General features: G+C 73.4%; 14 protein-coding genes and 1 pseudogene. 8 read left to right on the top strand and 7 right to left on the bottom strand.

The genetic code is table 11. The annotated features are described in order from the left end of the window. The first annotated feature begins 172 nt into the window (after positions 1-172). A complete protein-coding gene (locus tag PV963_RS04705; RefSeq protein ID WP_274814276.1) occupies positions 173-2,566 on the top strand; it encodes a hypothetical protein in 2,394 nt (797 codons plus the stop codon). On the opposite strand, the gene PV963_RS04700 is transcribed toward PV963_RS04705, so the two are convergent. The 4 genes and pseudogenes from PV963_RS04700 to PV963_RS04685 all read right to left on the bottom strand — a co-directional run bounded on the left by PV963_RS04700 (position 2,536) and on the right by PV963_RS04685 (position 7,284). Then, on the bottom strand, positions 2,536-4,971 hold the full coding sequence (locus tag PV963_RS04700) for a right-handed parallel beta-helix repeat-containing protein (protein WP_274814275.1): 2,436 nt from the start codon (positions 4,969-4,971) through the stop codon (positions 2,536-2,538). The two genes, PV963_RS04705 and PV963_RS04700, sit on opposite strands and share 31 nt — an antisense overlap. Positions 4,972-5,199: 228 nt before the next feature. Beyond that, positions 5,200-5,805 (bottom strand): Rv1733c family protein, encoded by a 606-nt coding sequence (locus PV963_RS04695; protein ID WP_274814274.1) that lies wholly within the window; start codon positions 5,803-5,805, stop codon positions 5,200-5,202. 175 nt (positions 5,806-5,980) lie between these two features. Beyond that, a pseudogene (locus PV963_RS04690) lies at positions 5,981-6,807 on the bottom strand (MOSC domain-containing protein). A gap of 45 nt (positions 6,808-6,852) precedes the next feature. Next, complete coding sequence (locus PV963_RS04685; RefSeq protein WP_059423876.1) at positions 6,853-7,284, bottom strand: DUF6643 family protein; 432 nt, start codon at positions 7,282-7,284, stop codon at positions 6,853-6,855. A 307-nt stretch (positions 7,285-7,591) separates the two neighbouring features. Between PV963_RS04685 and PV963_RS04680 the strand changes: the two genes are divergently transcribed. Further along, positions 7,592-8,881: a TerD family protein gene (locus PV963_RS04680; protein WP_274814273.1), complete on the top strand. Its 1,290-nt coding sequence runs from the start codon at positions 7,592-7,594 to the stop codon at positions 8,879-8,881. A gap of 15 nt (positions 8,882-8,896) precedes the next feature. On the opposite strand, the gene PV963_RS04675 is transcribed toward PV963_RS04680, so the two are convergent. Continuing rightward, positions 8,897-10,090 carry a glycosyltransferase gene (locus tag PV963_RS04675; RefSeq protein WP_274814272.1) on the bottom strand — a complete coding sequence of 398 codons (1,194 nt, stop codon included), beginning with the start codon at positions 10,088-10,090 and terminating at the stop codon, positions 8,897-8,899. Positions 10,091-10,129: 39 nt separating this feature from the next. On the opposite strand from PV963_RS04675, the gene PV963_RS04670 reads away from it, so the two are divergent. Continuing rightward, a complete protein-coding gene (locus PV963_RS04670; protein ID WP_274814271.1) occupies positions 10,130-10,915 on the top strand; it encodes a glutamate racemase in 786 nt (261 codons plus the stop codon). A gap of 114 nt (positions 10,916-11,029) precedes the next feature. Continuing rightward, positions 11,030-11,584 carry a hypothetical protein gene (locus tag PV963_RS04665; RefSeq protein WP_274814270.1) on the top strand — a complete coding sequence of 185 codons (555 nt, stop codon included), beginning with the start codon at positions 11,030-11,032 and terminating at the stop codon, positions 11,582-11,584. A gap of 15 nt (positions 11,585-11,599) precedes the next feature. Here the strand turns inward: PV963_RS04665 and PV963_RS04660 are convergent, their stop codons facing one another. Beyond that, positions 11,600-12,622, bottom strand: coding sequence for an O-antigen ligase family protein (locus PV963_RS04660; RefSeq protein WP_274814269.1), 1,023 nt, complete (start codon positions 12,620-12,622; stop codon positions 11,600-11,602). Positions 12,623-13,065: 443 nt separating this feature from the next. Between PV963_RS04660 and lnt the strand changes: the two genes are divergently transcribed. From lnt to PV963_RS04640, 4 genes are all read left to right on the top strand, one after another. Next, the gene (lnt, locus tag PV963_RS04655) at positions 13,066-14,697 is read left to right on the top strand and encodes an apolipoprotein N-acyltransferase (RefSeq protein WP_274814268.1); all 1,632 of its coding nucleotides are present in this window, start codon (positions 13,066-13,068) and stop codon (positions 14,695-14,697) included. 42 nt (positions 14,698-14,739) lie between these two features. After that, positions 14,740-15,219 (top strand): NUDIX hydrolase, encoded by a 480-nt coding sequence (locus tag PV963_RS04650; protein ID WP_274814267.1) that lies wholly within the window; start codon positions 14,740-14,742, stop codon positions 15,217-15,219. A 54-nt stretch (positions 15,220-15,273) separates the two neighbouring features. Next, the gene (locus tag PV963_RS04645; RefSeq protein WP_274814266.1) at positions 15,274-16,074 is read left to right on the top strand and encodes a 3-hydroxybutyrate dehydrogenase; all 801 of its coding nucleotides are present in this window, start codon (positions 15,274-15,276) and stop codon (positions 16,072-16,074) included. 73 nt (positions 16,075-16,147) lie between these two features. Further along, positions 16,148-18,088 carry a helix-turn-helix domain-containing protein gene (locus PV963_RS04640; RefSeq protein WP_274814265.1) on the top strand — a complete coding sequence of 647 codons (1,941 nt, stop codon included), beginning with the start codon at positions 16,148-16,150 and terminating at the stop codon, positions 18,086-18,088. Positions 18,089-18,147: 59 nt separating this feature from the next. On the opposite strand, the gene PV963_RS04635 is transcribed toward PV963_RS04640, so the two are convergent. Then, positions 18,148-19,533, bottom strand: coding sequence for an MFS transporter (locus PV963_RS04635; RefSeq protein ID WP_274814264.1), 1,386 nt, complete (start codon positions 19,531-19,533; stop codon positions 18,148-18,150). Positions 19,534-19,612 lie beyond the last annotated feature (79 nt).

Genomic DNA, 19,612 nt, shown 5'->3' with positions numbered 1-19,612 from the left:
CGGCGCCACCGGCCACTCGTCGCGCTCATGTCATCAGGGACCTCACCCGGCGCTCCGCCATGTCACGGATCGGGGAGATTCCGTGACAGGAGGTGTGCGGCGCCGCAGAAGTGGAGATCCTTGTGCCCGCACGGACAGAGCCGACGGCGTGTCACGGGGGAAGTGCGAATCAGTGGAACGTGCGCAGGAACATGCCTCGACCGGCGGGCCCGACCAGCCCGCCCAGCGGCCCGGTGAGACCGGGACCGCCCTGGAACTCCTGGTCCACGGCGTGGGCGGCACCACGCCGCAGGAGATGCTCGACGATCCGCGCACGGTGCGGATCACCGGCGACGACATCGCGGCCGTCTTCCGGCGCGCCGACGACGTCGACGCGGAGAACAGCCCCGACGACCGCCGCCGCGACGGCCCGGTGCCCGAGGCCTACGTCTGGTGCAACCTCACCTCCGGCAACGGCACCCGCGCCCTGTGGCTGTTGCTGCTGCCGTTCATGGTCGTCAACCTCGCCCACTGGATGCGCCCCAGCGCCCAGGGCCGCCGCCGCACCGTGCGCCTGTACGGCCTCCTGGTGCGGCTCGCGGGACTCACTCTGACGGTGCTGCTCGTCGCGGCGGCCTGCGAGGTCGCACTCGACCTGGCGGCCTGGCAGTGCGCGGGCACGCGCGCGTGCGCCGACCGGCACTCCTGGCTGGGCTTCCTCTCGCCCACCGTCTCGGGCGGCGGCTGGTGGAGCAGCCCCGGCCGCCGGCTCGCCCTGGCGGCCCTCGTCCCGACCGCCCTGACCGGTCTGCTGTGGTACCTGTCCCGGCGCACCTGGAGCGACTACGAGTCCCAGCAGCCGCTGGCCCGCGATCCCGAGCCCGACGAGGACGGCGACGGCCCGACCGCGCTGGGCCGGCCCGGCTTCTGGTACGGACGCCGGCTGGTGGCCCGGCTGCGCGCCGCGCACACCGCCGCCGGGCTGGTCACGGTCGCCGCCGCGGTCGCCGGCGCCGCCGCCCGCCATGACCGCGAGCCCGGCGGCCCCGCCGTACTGAACACCCTCGGCCTGCTGCTGCAGGCCGCCCTCGCGGCCTGCGCCGTCGCCGTGGTGTGGGTGGTGTGCCGCCGGGGCCGCAGCGAGAAACGCCTCGACCGGGAACTCGACGAGCGCTTCGTACGACGCCTGCCGCTCGCCGCCCTGGTCCTGCTCGCCCTCACCCTGCTGTACGCGGGCTGGGAGCGCCCCGGCTGGGAGTCGGCCGGCCGGCTGCCGGGCGACGCCACCTTCGGCGGTATCGCCCTGGTCCAGGGCCTGCTCGTGATCGTCCTCGCCGGCGTCGCCTACGCACTGCACCGCACCGACCCCGACCGGCGGGCCGTGCTGCGGGGCCTCGGCGGACCAGCCGTCGCGATGCTGGCCTGCGCCCTGGGCGGGGTGATGTCCGGCGGCGTGTCGCAGCGGGTGTCCGACTGGCTGGACGGCACCGAGACCTCGATCGACGGCCCGCCGGTGCTGCTGACCTGGCAGGCGTCAGTGATCCCGCCCCTGATCGTGGTGCTCCTGGTGCTCTTCGGCTGGCTGGCCCACCGCGCCTGGCAGCTCGCCCGTGCCGAACGCGAGGCGGTGGCACGCGACTACCCGGACGAGGCCCAGGACCGCGCCCGCACCCGCCGTATCGCCTACACCCGCGCGATGGCCTCCCTCACCGACCGGGGACCCCGCATCGTCGCCGTCACCTCCGGTGTCACCCTGCTGCTCGGCGCCGGAGCCCTCGTGGGCGCCCTGACCACCGACGAGACACCGGGCGAGGCGGCACAGGGCACCTACCCCGTCGTCCACGGCGCCGCCGAAACCGCCCAGGCCCTCGGCTCCTGGCTGATCGGCTTCGGCTTCATACTGTTCGTCACCTGGGGCAGGCGCGCCTACAAGGACGCCGCCGCCCGCCGCACCATCGGCATCCTGTGGGACGTCGGCACCTTCTGGCCGCGCGCCGCCCACCCCTTCGCCCCGCCCTGCTACGCCGAGCGCGCGGTGCCCGACCTGACCTGGCGGATCGCGACCTGGACCCGCGTCACCGGCGGACGGCTGGTCATCTCCGGGCACTCCCAGGGCAGCGTGCTCGCCGCCGCCGCGGCCTGGCAACTCGCCCCGTCCACCCGTAAGCGCGTCGCGCTGCTGACGTACGGCTCCCCGCTGGAGCGGCTCTACGGCCGCTGGTTCCCGGCGCACTTCGGCCCCGCCGCGCTCGGCTCCCTGCACCGGGAGGTCGACTGCTGGCGCAACCTGTACCGGCTCACCGACCCCATCGGCGGCCCGGTGCGCCTGCCCGGCAACCACGACCTCGGCGTCGACCACGTGCCGCTGCAGGACCCCCTCTCCTACGGCCGCACCGACCTCCACCCGCTGCCCGCGCCGATCCTCGGCCACTCCGACTACCAGGCGGACCCGGCGTTCGCCGAGGAGCGCCGCAAGCTGCTGGCCCGGCTGCGACCGGGCCTGCCGGCACCCCGTCACACGGCCGAGCAGCCCTGCCCGGGCCCGGAGGCGGATCCTCAGAGCAGCTCGGGCAGGTCCTCCGCGTAGAGCAGCGTCAGGTCGTCCGTGCTCGGCTCGGGGAGCTGGGCGACCCGGCTCGCGTGCCGCTCCACCATCGCCTCGAAGGTCTGCCGGGCGGTACGGCCGTTGCCGAACGCCGGGCCCTTCGGGAGCTGAGTGAAGTACGTCCGCAGGGCCTGAGCCGCGCCCGCCGCCAGCCGGTACTCGTGCTCCTCGGCCTGCTGCTCCACGATCCGCAGCAGGTCCTCGGGGCCGTAGTCGCTGAAGGTGATGGTCCGTGAGAACCGGGACGCCACACCGGGGTTGACCGACAGGAAGCGCTCCATCTCGGCCGTGTAGCCCGCGACGATCACCACGACCGCGTCCCGGTGGTCCTCCATCAGCTTCACCAGCGTGTCGATGGCCTCCTTGCCGAAGTCGCGGCCCGCGTCCTCCGGGGACAGCGCGTACGCCTCGTCGATGAACAGCACACCGCCGCGCGCCTTCTCGAAGGCCTCCTGCGTGCGGATCGCGGTCGAGCCGATGTGCTCGCCCACCAGGTCGACCCGGGACACCTCGACCAGGTGGCCCTTCTCCAGCACACCGAGGGAGGCGAGGATCTCGCCGTACAGCCGCGCGACCGTCGTCTTGCCCGTGCCGGGGGAGCCGGTGAAGACCAGGTGCCGCTTGACCGACGCCGCCTTCAGGCCCGCCTGCTGCCGCCGCCGGCCGACCTCGATCATGTCGGTGAGGGCGCGCACCTCGCGCTTGACGCTCTCCAGGCCGACCAGCGCGTCCAGTTCACCGAGGACGTCCTTGGAACTGCGGGCAGGCTCCTCGGGCTCAGCGGCCGGGGCCGGGGGCCCCGGTTCGGTGCGCTGCCCCGGGACCGCGCCCAGCAGGCCGGGGGAGTGGCTCACCGTCTGCACGGCCGTCTCCCGCGCCGTCGGTTCCCGCAGTCCCGCGCTCTCGTCGCTGGTGCAGTCCTCCACCAAGGGGCCCGCCCCGGACGAGGCGTCCGCGCCGCTGTCCGCGAACTCGTAGCCGCCGCGCGCGCACCGCTCCGTGCGGCATTTCCGCAGTGTCGTACGGCTGCCGTCGATCACATGGAAGCCGTAGCCGCCGCTGCCCGTCACCCGGCAGTTGTGGAAGCTGCCGCGGCCTCCGGCCGAGACGTACACCCCCGCCTCCGCGGGTGAGTCGATCGTGCAGCGCTCCACCGTGGGGTCGGCGCCCTTGGTGACGATGACGCCGGTCTGGGTGCCGTCCAGCGTGCAGTTGCTGAGGGTGCCGCCGCTGCCGTGGTCGCGGAACCAGGCGCCCGTCGCCGCGTCCCGGATCCGGCAGTCGTCCAGCTGCGCGGTCGCGCCGTCGCTCACCGACACGGCCGTGTTGCGCACCTGCGACAGGTCGCTGTCGACGACGTCCGCGCGCGAGCCGCGGTCGAGGACGAACAGGGCGTCCGGCACGTCGTGCACCCGGCACGAGTCGAGCACCGCGGTGGCCCCGTCGCTCACCCACACCGCCGGGTAGTCGCCCGTGCTGTCGAAGATCTCGCACTGGTTGGCGTCCACGCGCGTGCCCGGGTCCCACACCGACAGGCCGTTGCGCCCGAACTGCCGCACGGTGGTGCGGGTCAGTGTGAGGACGGAGCGGGAACGCAGGTCGACCGCGTTCTCCGGGATGTCGTGGATACGGCAGTCGGCGAGCGTCAGCACGGCGTCCGTGTCGAGCGTGACACCGTCGGCCGTCGTGCGGTGCACATCGCAGTCGGTGAGGTGCGCGGTGGCCCGGGCGGTGATCTGCACACCGCTGCCCCGGACCTCGTAGATCTCGCAGCCCACCGCCTCCAGCGCCGAGTTCTCCCCGGTCGCCGACAGGCCCGAGCCCGAGGTGTGGTGCACCCGGCAGCGCTCCAGCCGGGGGTGGGCGCCGCCGCGCACCGCCACGCCCGCCTGACCGGCCGCGACGACCTCGCACTCCTCGAACACCCCGCCCGCACCGTCGAGTACGGCGATGCCGATGCCCGCAGGATTGTCGACCGCGCAGCGCCTGACCGTGGGCCGGGCGTTGCCGCGCACCTCGATCCCGGCCGCCGACCGCGTGACCACTCGTACGTTGCTCAGCTCCGGGGTGCCCTCCTCCACCAGCACGGCCGGGGCGGCCGCGTCCTGGCCCTCCACATGCAGGTCCTGGACCACCGCCGAGGCGCGCACGGTCAGCGGCACGCCGTCCGCGGGCGCGATCCGCACCGAGCCGGGGGAGCCCTCGGGGCCGCGCAGGGTCACCGCGCGCTGCACGACGAGGTTCTCCCGGTAGGTGCCGGGGGCGACCGTGAGGACGTCTCCGTCGGCCGCGGCCTCCAGGGCGGCGGCGAGCGATGCGTACTCACCCGTGCGGCGCCGCCACCGCGACGTGCCGGTGTGCGTCACCTGGACCGTGCCCTGTGCCATGGTGTAGCTGTGCCCCCACCTCGGTCGTACTGATGGCTCGTTCGCCTTCGGGGCGCCGCCACCGGTGTCGGGACCGCGACCGGGCCGGGCCCCTCGGGCCTGCGCGCGCACGCGGCATCGAAACCGGCGCGCCCCTCCTGCTCGCTCGCGCGCGGGTTGTGCCGAACGGTTCGGCCGGACCACCGTAGCGTGCGCGCGGGTGGTGGGTTGACCAGAGCCGGGAGGCTGTCAGCTGCCGGTGCCCGTCCTGCCCCAGTCCGGGCCCGCCTTGTCCCATGCCTGGTCCCAACGGGCGTACCGGCGGCGGACCATGCGCCAGACGATCAGCCGTCTGCCGCCCTCGACGAGACCGCCGGCGGCCAGGGCCGCGCCGAAGCCGGCGAGGACCGCGTGCGTCGACGCCGTCGCGGAGTCGAGGGGGCGGGCCACCATCCGGCCGTGCCGGTCGGTCCATATCCGGAACTCGTCGCCCTGCTGCGGGTCCTTGAGGCCGGCCAGCACCGGGCCCTGATGTGCGGTGCCGTCCGGTGCCGTCCAGTCGGCGAGGACGCGGTTGCGAAGGTCGCGGCCCGTGGAGGTCTCCGGATCGGCGTCCAGCGGGGAGGGGTCGAGCTTGCGGACCACCGTGGCCGTCACCAGGTGCCGTGCTTCGTGCTGCTCGCGGACGGAGCGCTGGAGGGCGTCCTGGGCGGCGCTCCCGACGAGGGAACCGGCCACCGGGGCGGCCAGGAGGATCAGCACCAGGGCCGCCAGTGCCACCCAGGCCTCGGCCAGATCGGTCGCGCGGCACAGCGGGTTGCGCCGCCAGCGCCAGAGTCCGCTGATCGCTCGCACCGCCCGCACCCCCTTCCCGCTCCGTGATAACCCCCGGCGGAGCCGTCCACGCGTCAACCCGGCGAAGAGAGAGCGAAATCACCTCTCACCGGCGACTCTCATGAACTTCTCACACAAGGCCAACGCCCGGGTCCATGGGGCGGTTCCCGCCCGGGGAGCCGACCTCCGGCCCGGGCTACTCGAGGATTCTTACGGGGTCACCGACCCGGATCGTGCCCCGGGACAGGGGCACCAGGTTCTGCCCGAAGACCACCTTGCCGCCGAACCGCCGGTGCCGCCCCAGGCTGTACAGGGGCTCGCGGCCGCGCTCGCCCGTGTCCTGGTCGGTGATGGTCACCACGCACCGTCCGCAGGTCTTGGCGACGCGGAAGGACACGTCCCCGATGGCGAGACGCGACCAGTCGTCCTCGGCCCAGGCGTCGGTGCCCGCCACGACCACGCCGGGCCGGAAACGGTTCATGGGCAGCGGGCCCTCGTCCGCGTGGTCGCCCAGCGCGATCAGGGCGTTGAGGGCGTCGAGGGAGGCCGTGGTGGTGAGCAGCAGCGGAAAGCCGTCGGCGAAGGAGACGGTCTCGCCCGGACGCGCGTACTCCGGGTCGACGGGCCGGCGCGTGGCCGGGTCGTCCATGTACGCGAGACGCACGCCGATGCCGAGATAGGTGCTGCACCAGGCGTGCGCGGCCTCGTCCTCGGCCGGGACCGCGTCGACCTTGTCGCGGAAGATCTCCACCGGCACCGTGTCCAACGGCCGGGGAACGGGCACCGTCAGGGGCTCCATGCCGGGTGCGGACAGCCGGACACCGCCGTCCGGCAGCAACTCGGCGGCGGCCAGTGCGAGGCGCGGCTGCCGACGCTGCGTGACGACCTTTCCCCCGTCGTCGACCAGCGCCCAGCGCCGGTCCCCGGTCAGTCCCCAGGGCTCCACGGCGGCCTCCCGGGGCGCGAGGCCCGGACCGCCTTGACCGGATGGACGTGGATCGAGTGCAGGTGTGGCTTCCCCATGGGGCCATCGTGCCAGCCGGCACCGACAGCCCCCGGGCGGGCGGCTCAGTAACCGCGGTACTGCTGGTTGTTGTACGGGTCCTGGTACGGAGCCTGGGCGGGCCGGGGAGCCGCGGGGCGCATCGCCTCGTAGCCCGCGCCGGGTGCCGCCGGACGCGGCTGCTGCGGCTGGGGGCCGGGATAACCGCGCGGTGCGGTGGCCTGCTGCGGGATGTACGCCGCCGGCGCCTGCTGGAGCGGGGCGGGTTGCTGCGCCTGCGGATAACCGTAGGCGGGCTGGGACGGGGCTGCCGGGAGAGCGGGCAGGGCGGAAGGGAGGGCGGGCAGGTTGCCGCCCGGCGTGTCGTACTGAGCGGGGACCCGGATCGGGGCGATCTGCGGGGTGCCCCGCTCGGCGACGAGCTTGTCGTAGATCGGGGTGTCCGGGAAGGAGGCGGAGTAGTAGCCGCCGCCATAGGTGGAGCGGGGGGAGGTCATGGCACATAAGTTAAGCCCACGATGTGCTGGTTGGGGAGACCGATAAGAGGGTTGTTTTCCGTGTCCGCCGTGACCCGGTATCCCCAATGCGAGCGAACTCGGCAAAAAGGGGCGCCGAACAAGGCTCCGATCGTGTAAAGGCCGAGTTCCGGGCGGGTTGCCAGGGGTTGGCCGGTTGACCACCGGGGTTCTTCCGGTGGCGGGGCATGGGAGTTCGCCGCCGGGAGGAATAGGTTGTGCGAACGGAACTCGACGGACGGCCGGGATGTGCCCGGCGCGGTGACACGCAATGGGGGCGGACATGCAAATGCTGAAAGGTTCAAATACTCCGGTGCCGACCGCGGCGCTGCGGGTGGAATTGGGCTGGCGGACCGGACCGGGGGTGCCAGACGCCGACGCCTCCGGTTTGCTGCTGGTAAGCGGAAAGGTCCGCTCGGACGCGGACTTCGTCTTCTACAACCAGCCCGCGCACTCCTCCGGCGCGATCCGGCACGAGGGCAAGCGGAACGCCGACGGCCGGGTTACCGACACGCTCCTCGTCGACCTCGCGCGCGTGGAGCCCGCGATCGAGACGATCGTCCTCGCCGCCTCCGCCGACGGCGGTACGTTCGGACAGGTCCCGGGCCTGTACATCGAGGTCCAGGACGCCGCCCAGGGAACACCGGTCGCCCGCTTCGACAACCCGGGCGCCACCACCGAAACCGCTTTCGTGCTCGGCGAGTTCTACCGCCGCCAGGGCGCCTGGAAGTTCCGCGCCGTCGGCCAGGGCTACAGCAGCGGACTCGGAGGACTGGCCAGGGACTACGGCATCACGGTGGACGAGCCGCAACAGGCGGCCCCGACTCCGGCCCCGGCCGCGGCTCCCGTGGCCGCGGCCCCGGCGTACACACCCCCGCCGCCGGCCCAGCCGGTGGCCCCGCCCCCGCCGGCCGCGCCCCCGGCGGCACCGCCCGAGCCCGTCCGCCTCACGAAGGTGACGCTCACCAAGGCGGCCCCCTCCGTGTCGCTCACCAAGCAGGGCGGCACCTCCGGCGCCCTGCACGTGAACCTCAACTGGCAGGTCCGCAAGCAGTTCTCGGGGTGGAGCAGCAAGTTCGGCCGCCCGGCCGCGATGCACTCCGACCTCGACCTCGACCTGTGCGCGCTGTACGAACTCACCGACGGCAGCAAGGGCGTCGTACAGGCCCTCGGCAACACCTTCGGGGCACTGCACCAGCCCCCGTACATCCACCTCGACGGCGACGACCGCACCGGCGCCGTGTCGACCGGTGAGAACCTCACCGTCAATCTCGACCACAAGAACGCCTTCCGGCGCATCCTCGTCTTCGTCACCATCTACGAAGGGGCCCGCTCGTTCGCCGACCTGAACGCCACCGTCACCCTCCAGCCGCAGCACGGCGCCCCCATCGACTTCTCCCTCGACGAGTGCACCGTCCCCTCGCCCGTGTGCGCACTCGCCCTGATCACCAATACGGGCGGCGACCTCGTCGTACAGCGGGAGGCGCGCTATCTCGTGCCCGAGCACGGGGTGAGCCCGCAGCGGACCGTCGACTACGCCTATGGGTGGGGCATGAACTGGACCCCCGGCAGGAAGTGACGCCTGCCGGGGCCGTCAGCCCTCGTCGGGTACGGCGTCCGGACGGGCGTAGGTGCGGCCCTTCCAGGCCGCACCGCGTCCCCGGTAGTGCTGCACCGCCGAGTCGACCGTCATGAGGAGATAGAGGAACGCGGTGAACGGCAGCAGGGGAGCGAGCCACAGCGGCTGCCGGTAGTAGCGGAGCATCGGCACGTACGTCCCCGTCATCACGAGCCAGGCCACCCCTCCGGCGACCGCTGCAGCCGTGTTCCCCGCCACCAGGCCCACCACGACCGCCACGGGCGGAACCAGATACACCAGCGCCAGCCCGGCGACCGTCCCGGCCAGCAGCAGGGGGTTGTGCCGCAGCTGGGCGTACGCGCTGCGCGACACCATCCGCCACAAATCACCCAGCCGCGGATACGGCCGGACGCTGTCCACCCGGTCGGCCAGCCCCAGCCAGACGCGCCCCCCGCTGCGCTTCACCGCCCGCGCCAGGGCCACGTCGTCGATCACGGCGTGCCGGATCGCGTCCGGGATCCGCGCCCGTTCGGCGGCCTCCGTCCGCAGCAGGACGCAGCCGCCGGCCGCGGCCACCGTGCGCGTTCCCTCCCTGCCGATCCGGCGGAAGGGGTACAGCTGCGCGAAGAAGTACACGAAGGCGGGCACGACGAACCGTTCCCACGTGCTCTCCACCCGCAGCCGGGCCATCTGCGAGACGACGTCGAACCCACCCGCCCCGGCCGCGGCCACCAGCTCCCGCAGACTGTCCGGCGCGTGCGCGATGTCGGCATCCGTCAGCAGCAGGTACTCGGGGCCACGCGCGCGTGCCAGGCCGATCCCGTGGCGCACCGCCCACAGCTTGCCGGTCCAGCCCGCGGGCGGCTCGCCCGGCGAGCCCACGGTCAGCGGCAGCCCGCCGTGCCGGCGCGCCAGTTCCCGCGCCAGGTCACCGGTGCCGTCCGCACTGACGTCGTCGACGAGGAACACCTCCGCCCGCCCCGGATAGTCCTGCCGGAGCAGCGACGGCAGCGCGGCGGGCAGCACCGCCGCCTCGTCGCGGGCCGGCACGACGACGCACACGGACGGCCACGCGTCCGGATCCCGGCGCGGCGGCAGCCGCACATCCGTGCGCCAGAAGAAGCCCTGACAGAGCAGCAGCCACAGCCAGGCGAGAAGTGATCCAGCGGCAGTCCACACAACGGCGCTCACGCGCGCAGTCTGCCCCACCGGAACTGCCAGGGACCGCTCATCGTCTATCGTGATCGGGTGAAGATCGCGCTCATGGACTCCGGAATCGGTCTGCTGGCGGCCACCGCCGCGGTTCGGCGGCTGCGCCCCGACGCCGATCTCGTGCTCTCCCTGGACCCCGACGGCATGCCGTGGGGCCCGAGGACACCGGAGGACCTGACCGAGCGCGCCCTGGCCGTCGCCGAGGCGGCCGCCGCGCGCCGCCCCGACGCCCTGATCGTCGGCTGCAACACCGCGACCGTGCACGCGCTCACCGCCCTGCGCGCCCGTCTCGAACCGGAGCTTCCGGTCATCGGCACCGTCCCGGCGATCAAGCCGGCCGCGGCCGGCGGCGGACACCTCGCCATCTGGGCCACCCCGGCCACCACCGGCAGCACGTACCAGCGCGCCCTGATCCGGGACTTCGCCGGCGGGGTCCCCGTCACCGAGGTGCCCTGCTGGGGCCTCGCCGAGGCCGTCGAACGCGCGGACGAGGCGGCGATCGACGCCGCCGTGTCCGCTGCCGCCGCACTGACCCCCGATGAGGTGACCACCGTCGTCCTGGGCTGCACCCACTACGAACTGGTCGCCGAACGCATCCGGGCCGCCGTCCAGCGCCCCGGCCGGCCGCCCCTGGTGCTGCACGGCTCCGCGGGCGCCGTGGCCGCGCAGGCACTGCGCCGGCTCGGCGAGCAGCCCGCGCCGGGGGCCACGCCGCACGGCACCCTGACCGTCCTGCTGAGCGGACGCGAGGGCGCGCTGCCCGCGCCCGCCCTGGCGTACGACGAAGGGCGGCTGTTGCGGGCGGTCACGCCGGCCGGCTGACCGGCACCGGTCTCACCGAGCGGCGTCGGCGGGCCGGAGCCGCCGCGCCCGGCCGGCGCAGTCACGCTCCGCCATGAGGTACCAGCAGAGCGAAACCTGAGTAACCTCATAGGCATGAGGGACCACCGCCACGGCGAGAAGCCTCCCCACGTGCACCCCGACGTCTGGACCGGCCGGGCCACCAACCGGGTCCAGTGGCTGCTGGCGCTCATCGGCGCCGCCTGCATGGCGCTGGGCATCGAACTGGCCGTCGACTCGGCGTGGACGTCCGGCATCGCCCCGCTGGTCATGGCCGTGGTCGGCTGCATCGCCGCCGGGCTGCTGGTCCTCTTCGGAACCCTCGCTTTCGTGCACGTCGCCCTGCGGGTCGACGAGGAGCACCTCGAGGTGCGCTGCGGCCACATCGGAGTGCCCCGCCGCCGTATCCCGCTCTCCGATGTGGTGGGCGCCACCTACACCTCGCACGTCACTCCCCGCCACTGGGGTGGCTGGGGCTATCGATGGCGGCCGGAGATGGGCACCGCGGTGGTGGTACGACGGGGTGAGGGCGTCGTGCTGGAGCTGTGGGACGGACACACCTTCACGATCACCGTGGACGACGCGGAGGCGGCCGTACGGGTGATCAAGGAGCGGCTGGGGCGGACGAAGCCGGGCGCTGCAGCGCACTGAGCAGACGTCCGGTCATCACGCCGGGGTGCGTCCGGCGCCCCGGGGACGCGTGTCCGGCGTGTGGCTCGACGGTTCGTCGGTGAGGGGCCGGGCCGTGGCCATGCCCGCCAGCAGGCCCGCACCCACCGACACCGCGGTGAAGCTGAGCGCGTTGCCGATCGCGGCGATGGCCGCGAGCGCCGTCAGGGCCGCGCCCGCGGTCAGCGCCACCGGGGTCGGCCGGGGACCGCGCCACAGCGCGTACAGCACCCAGCCGAACGCCGCCGCCAGCAGGGCCACACCGACGATGCCCTGTTCGGCCGCCTGCTGCAGGGGCGCCGAGTGGGGCTTGCCGTCGGACAGCAGTGACTGCACGGACGTCGTGCTCAGCTCCCCGAAGCGGCCCGGGCCGACCCCCAGGACGGCGTCGTCGCGCAGCAGCTGCCACGCGTCCTGCCAGAGCTGTACGCGGTGCGGCGTCAGCCGCTCTTCGGCGGCGGCCACGAGCCCGCCCGGTACGGCCCGCGCCGCGACCGCCCAGGTCACAGCGGTCACCAGGACGGCGATCGCGCCCAGTGCGGCGAGGCCGGCGCCGCGGTGACGTGTGCGGCCGGCGGCCAGCGAGCACAACAGCACCGCGACACAGGTGACGCAGCCGGTGGCCGAGCCGAGCACGGCCGCCAGCACCGCCGCCCCGGCGGCCAGCAGCCGCAGGCCGAACCGCACGACCGGAACGCGAGCGGCCCAGGCCGCGCAGCACGCGGCACCGGCCGACAGCGTCAGCACGGCAGCCGTCGCCCCCGCATGCCCGAGCGGTGTGGTGATCTGCGGGCCCGGCGCGAGATGCGGAACGGCCATGGTCAGCCCCATACCGGCCAGCGCCCCGGCGCAGGGCGCGCCGACCGGCAGCAGCGCCCCGCCGATCCGCCCGGCGGCGTATCCGGCCGCCACGGCCAGCACCGCGAGCAGCACACCCTCGGGCCGGCCGTCGTGCACCGCCGCCGTGATCAGGGACCAGCCGGCGCAGGCCCCCAGCACCACGACGCCCACCGCGTCCACAACGATCGGTCTCTCACCGTCCGCGTCCTGCCCGGACGCAGACGTCAGCCCACTGGAACCCACCCCGCCCCGCCCCCCGCACCACGTCGCCCCCGACCTGTGAAGACCCCGGTCGCACGGGCCGCCACCGGCTGTACGACTGAGGCTTCGGCACACCGTAGCCGCTGGTGGACGGTTTGTGGATGTGTCGTGACGAAATGAGCAGGAACGTTGCGGCAGATATGCGGCGACGCCCTGCGCGGCCGGGCGGGGAAGCCATGCCGGCCGCTGGGCGGGGCGGGGATGCGCCTGGAGCCGCCGGGCGCGGACGGGGATCGTGGGAGGCCGCGGGCAGGGCGCGGGCGGGGAGAGTGGAGCGCCGTCGTCCGGGCCCGCAGTGCGTGACGCCGCCGCCTCGTGGACCGCGCTGTCGGCGTCAAGGTCGCTCGCCTTACACTCCGGGAGTGACCGTCACCGCAACCTCCGTCGACGAGTCGGACCAGCTGGAGCCGCGGATCGCGCCTGAGGCGCGGACCTGGGCCCGGCGGCTCGTGCGCCTCCTCCCGGCCGCCGCAGCCGCGCTCTCCGGCCTGCTCCTCTACGTCAGCTTCCCGCCCCGCACCCTGTGGTGGCTGGCCCTGCCGGCCTTCGCGATCTTCGGCTGGGTACTGCGCGGCCGCGGTTGGAGGGCGGGGCTCGGTCTCGGCTACCTCTTCGGCCTCGGCTTCCTGCTGCCGCTGCTGGTGTGGACCGGAGTGGAGGTCGGACCGCTCCCCTGGGTGGCCCTGGTGGCGATCGAGGCGCTCTTCGTCGCACTGGTCGGCGCCGGCGTCGCCGTCGTGTCGAAGCTGCCCGGCTGGCCCGTGTGGGCGGCCGCCGTCTGGATCGCCGGCGAGGCGGCACGCGCGCGGGTGCCCTTCGAGGGCTTTCCCTGGGGGAAGATCGCGTTCGGGCAGGCGGACGGTGTTTTCCTGCCGCTCGTCGCGGTGGGCGGCACACCGTTGCTCGGTTTCGCGGTGGTGGTGTGCGGCTTCGGACTGTACGAAGTCGTCCGCCTCGCGGTGGAGACCCGGCGGACCGGGACGGTGCGGCGGGCCGCGGCGGCCGTGAGTCTGCTGAGCGTGGCCGTCCCGGTCGTGGCGGCCGTGGCGGCCCGGCCGCTGGTCAGCGACAAGGCCGAGGACGGCAGCGTGACCGTCGCGGTCATCCAGGGCAACGTGCCCCGGGCGGGGCTGGAGTTCAACGCCCAGCGGCGGGCGGTACTGGACTACCACGCGCGCGAGACCGAACGCCTGGCCGCCGAGGTCAAGGCCGGCAAGGTCGCACGGCCCGACTTCGTGCTGTGGCCGGAGAATTCCTCCGACATCGATCCGTTCGCCAACCCCGACGCCCGTGCCGTGATCGACACGGCGGCCAAGGCCGTCGGCGTGCCCATCTCGGTCGGCGGCGTCGTGGTGCGGGACGGCAAGCTGTACAACGAGCAGATCCTGTGGGATCCGGTGAAGGGCCCCGTCGACACCTACGACAAGCGCCAGATCCAGCCGTTCGGCGAGTACCTCCCGCTGCGCTCGCTCATCGGCGCGATCAACGAGAACTGGACGGCAATGGTCCGCCAGGACTTCAGCCGGGGCACCAAGCCGGGCGTGTTCACCATGGACGGCGCCAAGGTCGGTCTCGTCACCTGCTACGAGGCGGCCTTCGACTGGACCGTGCGCTCCGAGGTCACCGACGGCGCCCAGATGATCTCCGTGCCGAGCAACAACGCCACCTTCGACCGCAGCGAGATGACCTACCAGCAGCTCGCCATGTCCCGCGTCCGCGCGGTCGAGCACAGCCGGACCGTGGCGGTGCCGGTGACCAGCGGTGTCAGCGCCTTCATCATGCCGGACGGGAAGATCACACAGCGGACCGGCATGTTCGTCGCCGACTCACTGGTGCAGAAGGTGCCGCTGCGCTCCTCCCAGACCCCCGCCACACAGCTCGGCGTCCTGCCGGAGATCGCCCTCGTACTGGTCGCGGCCGGCGGACTGGGCTGGGCCGTGGGCGCCGGTCTGCGCGGGCGACGTGCAGCCGAACGCCGGACGCACACCGCCTGAATCGCGCCGGGCCGCCGGAACCGGCCCTTTAGGGTCGACGGCATGGCTACTCCTGACTTCATCCGCACCCTCCGTGCCTCGGCCGGCCATCAGCTGCTCTGGCTCCCCGGAGTCACCGCCATCGTCTTCGACGACGAGGGCAGAGTGCTGCTCAACCGCCGGTCCGACACACGCCGGTGGTCCGTGATCGGCGGCATCCCGGACCCGGGGGAGCAGCCCGCGGCGTCCGTGGTGAGGGAGGTCTACGAGGAGACGGCCGTGCGCTGTGTCGCCGAACGGGTCGTCCTCGTCCAGGCCCTGGACCCCGTCACATACGACAACGGCGATACCTGCCAGTACATGGACATCACCTTCCGCTGCCGGGCCGTCGGCGGCCAGGCGCGAGTCAACGACGACGAGTCGCTGGACGTGGCCTGGTTCGACATCGACGCCCTGCCCGAGCTGAACGAGTTCGGGCTGTTGCGGGTCAAGCAGGCCCTGTCGGACGCACCCACATGGTTCGACCCCACTGCGTCCGGCTGAACTGTAGGGCGTGACCACATGGGGCGGAGCAGGGGCGCTGCCTAGGGTCGAGGCATGACCGCGCCCCGTGTCCTTCCGGCTCCCCACGCCTTGCCGCTCGACCTCGGCGGCCGCACCGCGCTCGTCACCGGCGCCGCCGGCGGCATCGGCCGTGCCTGCGCGCTGCGACTCGCGGCCGCCGGGGCGAAGGTGAGAGCGGTCGACCGGGACGCCGCGGGCCTGGAGGCGCTCGCCGGACAGGGTCGCGACCTCGCGGGCACCGTGGAACCGCACGCCCTCGACCTCACCGACCTGGACGCCGCCGAACGCGCCGCCGCGGGCACCGATGTCCTCGTCAACAACGCCGGGATCCAACTCGTGTGCCCCATCGAGGAGTTCCCGCCCGACGTCTTCCACACGGTGCTCACCGTGATGCTGGAGGCACCCTTCCGGCTCATCCGCGGCGCCCTGCCCCACATGTACGGACAGGGATGGGGCCGCATCGTGAACGTGTCGTCCGTCCATGGGCTGCGCGCCTCGGCCTACAAGTCGGCCTATGTGGCCGCCAAACACGGGCTGGAGGGACTCTCCAAGACCACCGCCCTCGAGGGCGCACCCCACGGTGTCACCTCGAACTGTGTGAACCCCGCCTATGTGCGCACCCCGCTGGTCGAGAAGCAGCTCGCCGACCAGGCCCGGGCGCACGGCATCCCCGAGGAGCGGGTCCTGTCCGAAGTGCTGCTCCAGGACAGCGCCGTCAAGCGGCTCATCGAACCGGAGGAGGTCGCCGAGGCCGTGGCGTATCTGTGCGGTCCGCAGGCGTCCTTCGTCACCGGTACCTCCCTCGTGCTCGACGGCGGCTGGACCGCCCACTGAGCGGCCATGAGCGTCCCTGGGGAGTTGTCCACAGGGCTGACGGGACGGCCCGGTCATGGTGAATCCTGTGAGCATGTCCAGCGATCACGTGCAGTCACCCGAGCGCTCCGCCGGCATCGGCGAACCGCCACCGGCCGACGTCGAGACGCCGTATCTCGAGCTCCTGGCCCGGGGCGCGTCCGCCGACGCCTACGAGCAGCCGGTGCTGCTCGCGCGCGCCGAAGGGGCCCCGGCGGAGCGGATCGCCGCGCTCCAGCGAGCCAAGCCGCTCGCCTTGCGCGTGCGCTCGGAGCTGGAGGGACGGCGCCGCCGCGAGGCCGAGCTGTCCGCCCTGTTCGAGACCGCCCACGACCTCGCCGGGCTGCGCGACCTGGACGCCGTACTCCAGGCGATCGTGCAGCGCGCCCGGTCGCTGCTGGGCACGGACGTCGCCTACCTCAGCCTGAACGACCCGGCGAGAGGCGACACCTACATGCGGGTCACCGAGGGCTCGGTCGCGGCCGGGTTCCAGCAGTTGCGGCTCGGCATGGGAGAGGGGCTCGGCGGCCTGGTCGCACAGACCGCACGCCCCTATGTCACCGACGACTACTTCAAGGACGACCGGTTCCAGCACACCCTCACCATCGACGCCGGCGTGCGGGACGAGGGGCTCGTGGCCATCCTGGGCGTGCCGCTGACACTCGGGCACCACGTCATCGGCGTGCTGTTCGCCGCGGACCGCCGCGCCCGGGTCTTCGAGCGGGAGCAGATCGCCCTGCTGGGCTCCTTCGCCGCCCTCGCCGCGGCCGCCATCGACACCGCCAACCTGCTCGCCGAGACCCGGTCGGCCCTCGCCGACCTGGAGCGGGCCAACGAGATCATCCAGGACCGCAGCGGCGTCATCGAACGCGCCTCCGACGTGCACGACCGGCTCGCCGAACTCGTCCTGCGCGGCGGCGGGGTCCACGACGTGGCCGCCGCCGTCTCCGAAGTCCTCGACGGCACGGTCGAGTTCGCCGAGGCCGCCGCGGCACCGGCCGAGGCCCTGGAAGCGTCCCGGGCGGAAGGCCACGCGGTGCGGCACGAGGACGACTGGATCGCCGCCGTCGCCGCCGGCGGAGAACTGCTCGGCGCACTCGTGCTGTACGGCCACCCGGGGCTCGACCCCGTCGACCAGCGCACCCTGGAGCGTGCCGCCATGGTCACCTCCCTGCTGCTGCTCGCCCGCCGGTCCGCCGCCGAGGCCGAACAACGCGTCCGCGGCGAGCTCCTGGACGACCTGCTCGACGCCCGCGACCGCGACCCGCGCCTGCTGCGGGAGCGCGCGGCTCGCCTCCACGCCGACCTCGACGCGGTCCACGTCGTGCTGGCCGCGCGTCTGGAGGGCGACGCGCCCGACGCCGACCAGGAGGCGGACGCCCGCAGACGCCTCGCCGCCGCCGCGTCCCACCTCGCCGCGACCCGGCAGGGCCTGGCCGCCGCACGCGACGGCGGCACCGTCCTGCTGCTGCCCCTCGGCCCCGGCGACACCGCCACCGAACTGGCCCGCCGCGCCGCCCGGCACCTGGGCACAGCGGTCCACGCACCGGTCACCGTCGGCGCCTCCGCACCCGCCGAGAACCTCGCCACCCGCCCCGACTCCGTCGCCACGGCCTACGCCGAGGCCCGGCGTTGCCTGGACGCCCTGCGGCTCCTCGGCCGCCGGGGGGACGGGGCCGCCGCCGAGGACTTCGGCTTCCTGGGGCTGCTCCTGGCCGGCGACCGGGACATCCCCGGCTTCGTCGACCGCACCATCGGCCAGGTCGTCGACTACGACCGACGACGCGGCACCGAACTGCTGCGCACCCTCGACGCGTACTTCGCCTGCGGCATGAGCCCCGCCCGCACCAAGGACGAACTGCACGTCCATGTGAACACGGTCGCCCAGCGTCTGGAGCGCGTCGGCCGCCTCCTCGGCGACGACTGGCAGAGCCCGGCCCGCGCCCTGGAGATCCAACTCGCCCTGCGGCTGCACCGGTTGTCGGCGCGGCACTGACCCCCGTAGGCGGGCCCCCGTAGGCGGGGCGGACGCACGGGGGCCGGTGCCGGGACGCCTCACAGGGGCCGGGCGTCCGCCGCCGGTGCCGTGGTCCGGTCCGCGTCGGCGGGAGGGGCGACATCGGCCAGATCCCGGTGACGGGTCTCCTTGGCCGCCGCCACCGCGACGACCGTAAGCACGGCGGCGGCGATGACGTACAGGGCGATCGGCGTCGAGCTGCCGTAGTCGGACAGCAGCGCGGTGGCGATCAGCGGCGCGGGCGCGCCCGCCGCGACCGAGGCGAACTGGGCGCCGATGGACGCGCCGGAGTAGCGCATCCGCGTCGCGAACATCTCGGAGAAGAACGCGGCTTGGGGCGCGTACATCGCCCCGTGCAGCACCAGCCCCACCGTGACGGCGAGGATCAGGTTGCCGAAGCCGCCGGTGTCGATCAGCGAGAAGAACGGGAACATCCACAGCCCGACCCCGACAGCACCCACCACGTAGACGGGACGACGGCCGATCCGATCGGAGAGCGCGCCCCACGCCGGGATGGCGGCGAAGTGCACGGCCGAGGCGATCAGTACGGCGTTGAGCGCGGTCTGCTTGGAGACACCGGCCGAGGTGGTGGCGTAGACGAGGATGAACGCGGTGATGACGTAGTAGCTGATGTTCTCCGCCATGCGCGCCCCCATCGCGACCAGGACGTCACGCCAGTGATGCCGCAGCACGGCGACCAGCGGCAGCTTCTCGGCAGCCGCGGCCCGGTCCGCCTTGCGGGCCTCGGCCTGTGCCAACGCCTGCTTGAAGACCGGCGATTCATCGACAGACAGACGAATCCACAAACCGACGATCACCAGCACCCCGGAGAGCAGGAACGGGATCCGCCACCCCCAACTGCCGAACGCGGGGTCCGACAGCACGGCGGTCAGCAGGGACAGCACACCGGTGGCGAGGAGTTGCCCCGCCGGCGCGCCGGTCTGCGGCCACGAGGCCCAGAACCCACGCCGCCGCGCGTCCCCGTGCTCCGACACCAGCAGCACGGCGCCGCCCCACTCGCCGCCGAGCGCGAATCCCTGGATCAGCCGGAGCACGGTGAGCAGGACCGGCGCGGCCGTCCCGATGGTGGCGTGCGTCGGCAGCAGCCCGATCGCGAAGGTCGCCCCGCCCATCAGCAGCAGACTCAGCACCAGCAGCTTCTTGCGCCCGAGCCGGTCGCCGTAGTGCCCGAACACCAGCGCACCCAGCGGCCGGGCGGCGAACCCGACCGCGTACGTCAGGAACGACAGCAGCGTGCCGACGAGCGGGTCGGAGTCCGGGAAGAACAGCTTGTTGAACACGAGCGCGGCGGCGGAGCCGTAGAGGAAGAAGTCGTACCACTCGATGGTGGTGCCGATGAGGCTGGCGGTGACGATGCGTTTGAGGCTGGCGGGGGGTGGGGGAGCGGTTGCGGGGGAGGGCATCGGCACCACTTCCTGGCGGTTGGCGAGTACGGTTTCGTGTCGCCATACCGTAGAAATCCGCAGGTCAGGCGCACATGTG

Origin of the sequence: Streptomyces coeruleorubidus, assembly GCF_028885415.1 — a bacterium.
GTDB lineage: Bacteria > Actinomycetota > Actinomycetes > Streptomycetales > Streptomycetaceae > Streptomyces > Streptomyces coeruleorubidus_A.
The sequence above is the reverse complement of the archived record's forward strand: the minus strand, read 5'-3'. Positions and strand labels throughout refer to the sequence as shown.

Excerpts from the sequence above, each read along its gene's own strand:
- PV963_RS04700 (WP_274814275.1), bottom strand. The coding sequence starts at position 4,971 with ATGGCACAGGGCACGGTCCAGGTGACGCACACCGGCACGTCGCGGTGG.
- PV963_RS04685 (WP_059423876.1), bottom strand. The coding sequence starts at position 7,284 with ATGACCTCCCCCCGCTCCACCTATGGCGGCGGCTACTACTCCGCCTCC.
- PV963_RS04680 (WP_274814273.1), top strand. The coding sequence starts at position 7,592 with ATGCTGAAAGGTTCAAATACTCCGGTGCCGACCGCGGCGCTGCGGGTG.
- PV963_RS04665 (WP_274814270.1), top strand. The coding sequence starts at position 11,030 with ATGAGGGACCACCGCCACGGCGAGAAGCCTCCCCACGTGCACCCCGAC.
- PV963_RS04650 (WP_274814267.1), top strand. The coding sequence starts at position 14,740 with ATGGCTACTCCTGACTTCATCCGCACCCTCCGTGCCTCGGCCGGCCAT.
- PV963_RS04645 (WP_274814266.1), top strand. The coding sequence starts at position 15,274 with ATGACCGCGCCCCGTGTCCTTCCGGCTCCCCACGCCTTGCCGCTCGAC.
- PV963_RS04640 (WP_274814265.1), top strand. The coding sequence starts at position 16,148 with ATGTCCAGCGATCACGTGCAGTCACCCGAGCGCTCCGCCGGCATCGGC.
- PV963_RS04635 (WP_274814264.1), bottom strand. The coding sequence starts at position 19,533 with ATGCCCTCCCCCGCAACCGCTCCCCCACCCCCCGCCAGCCTCAAACGC.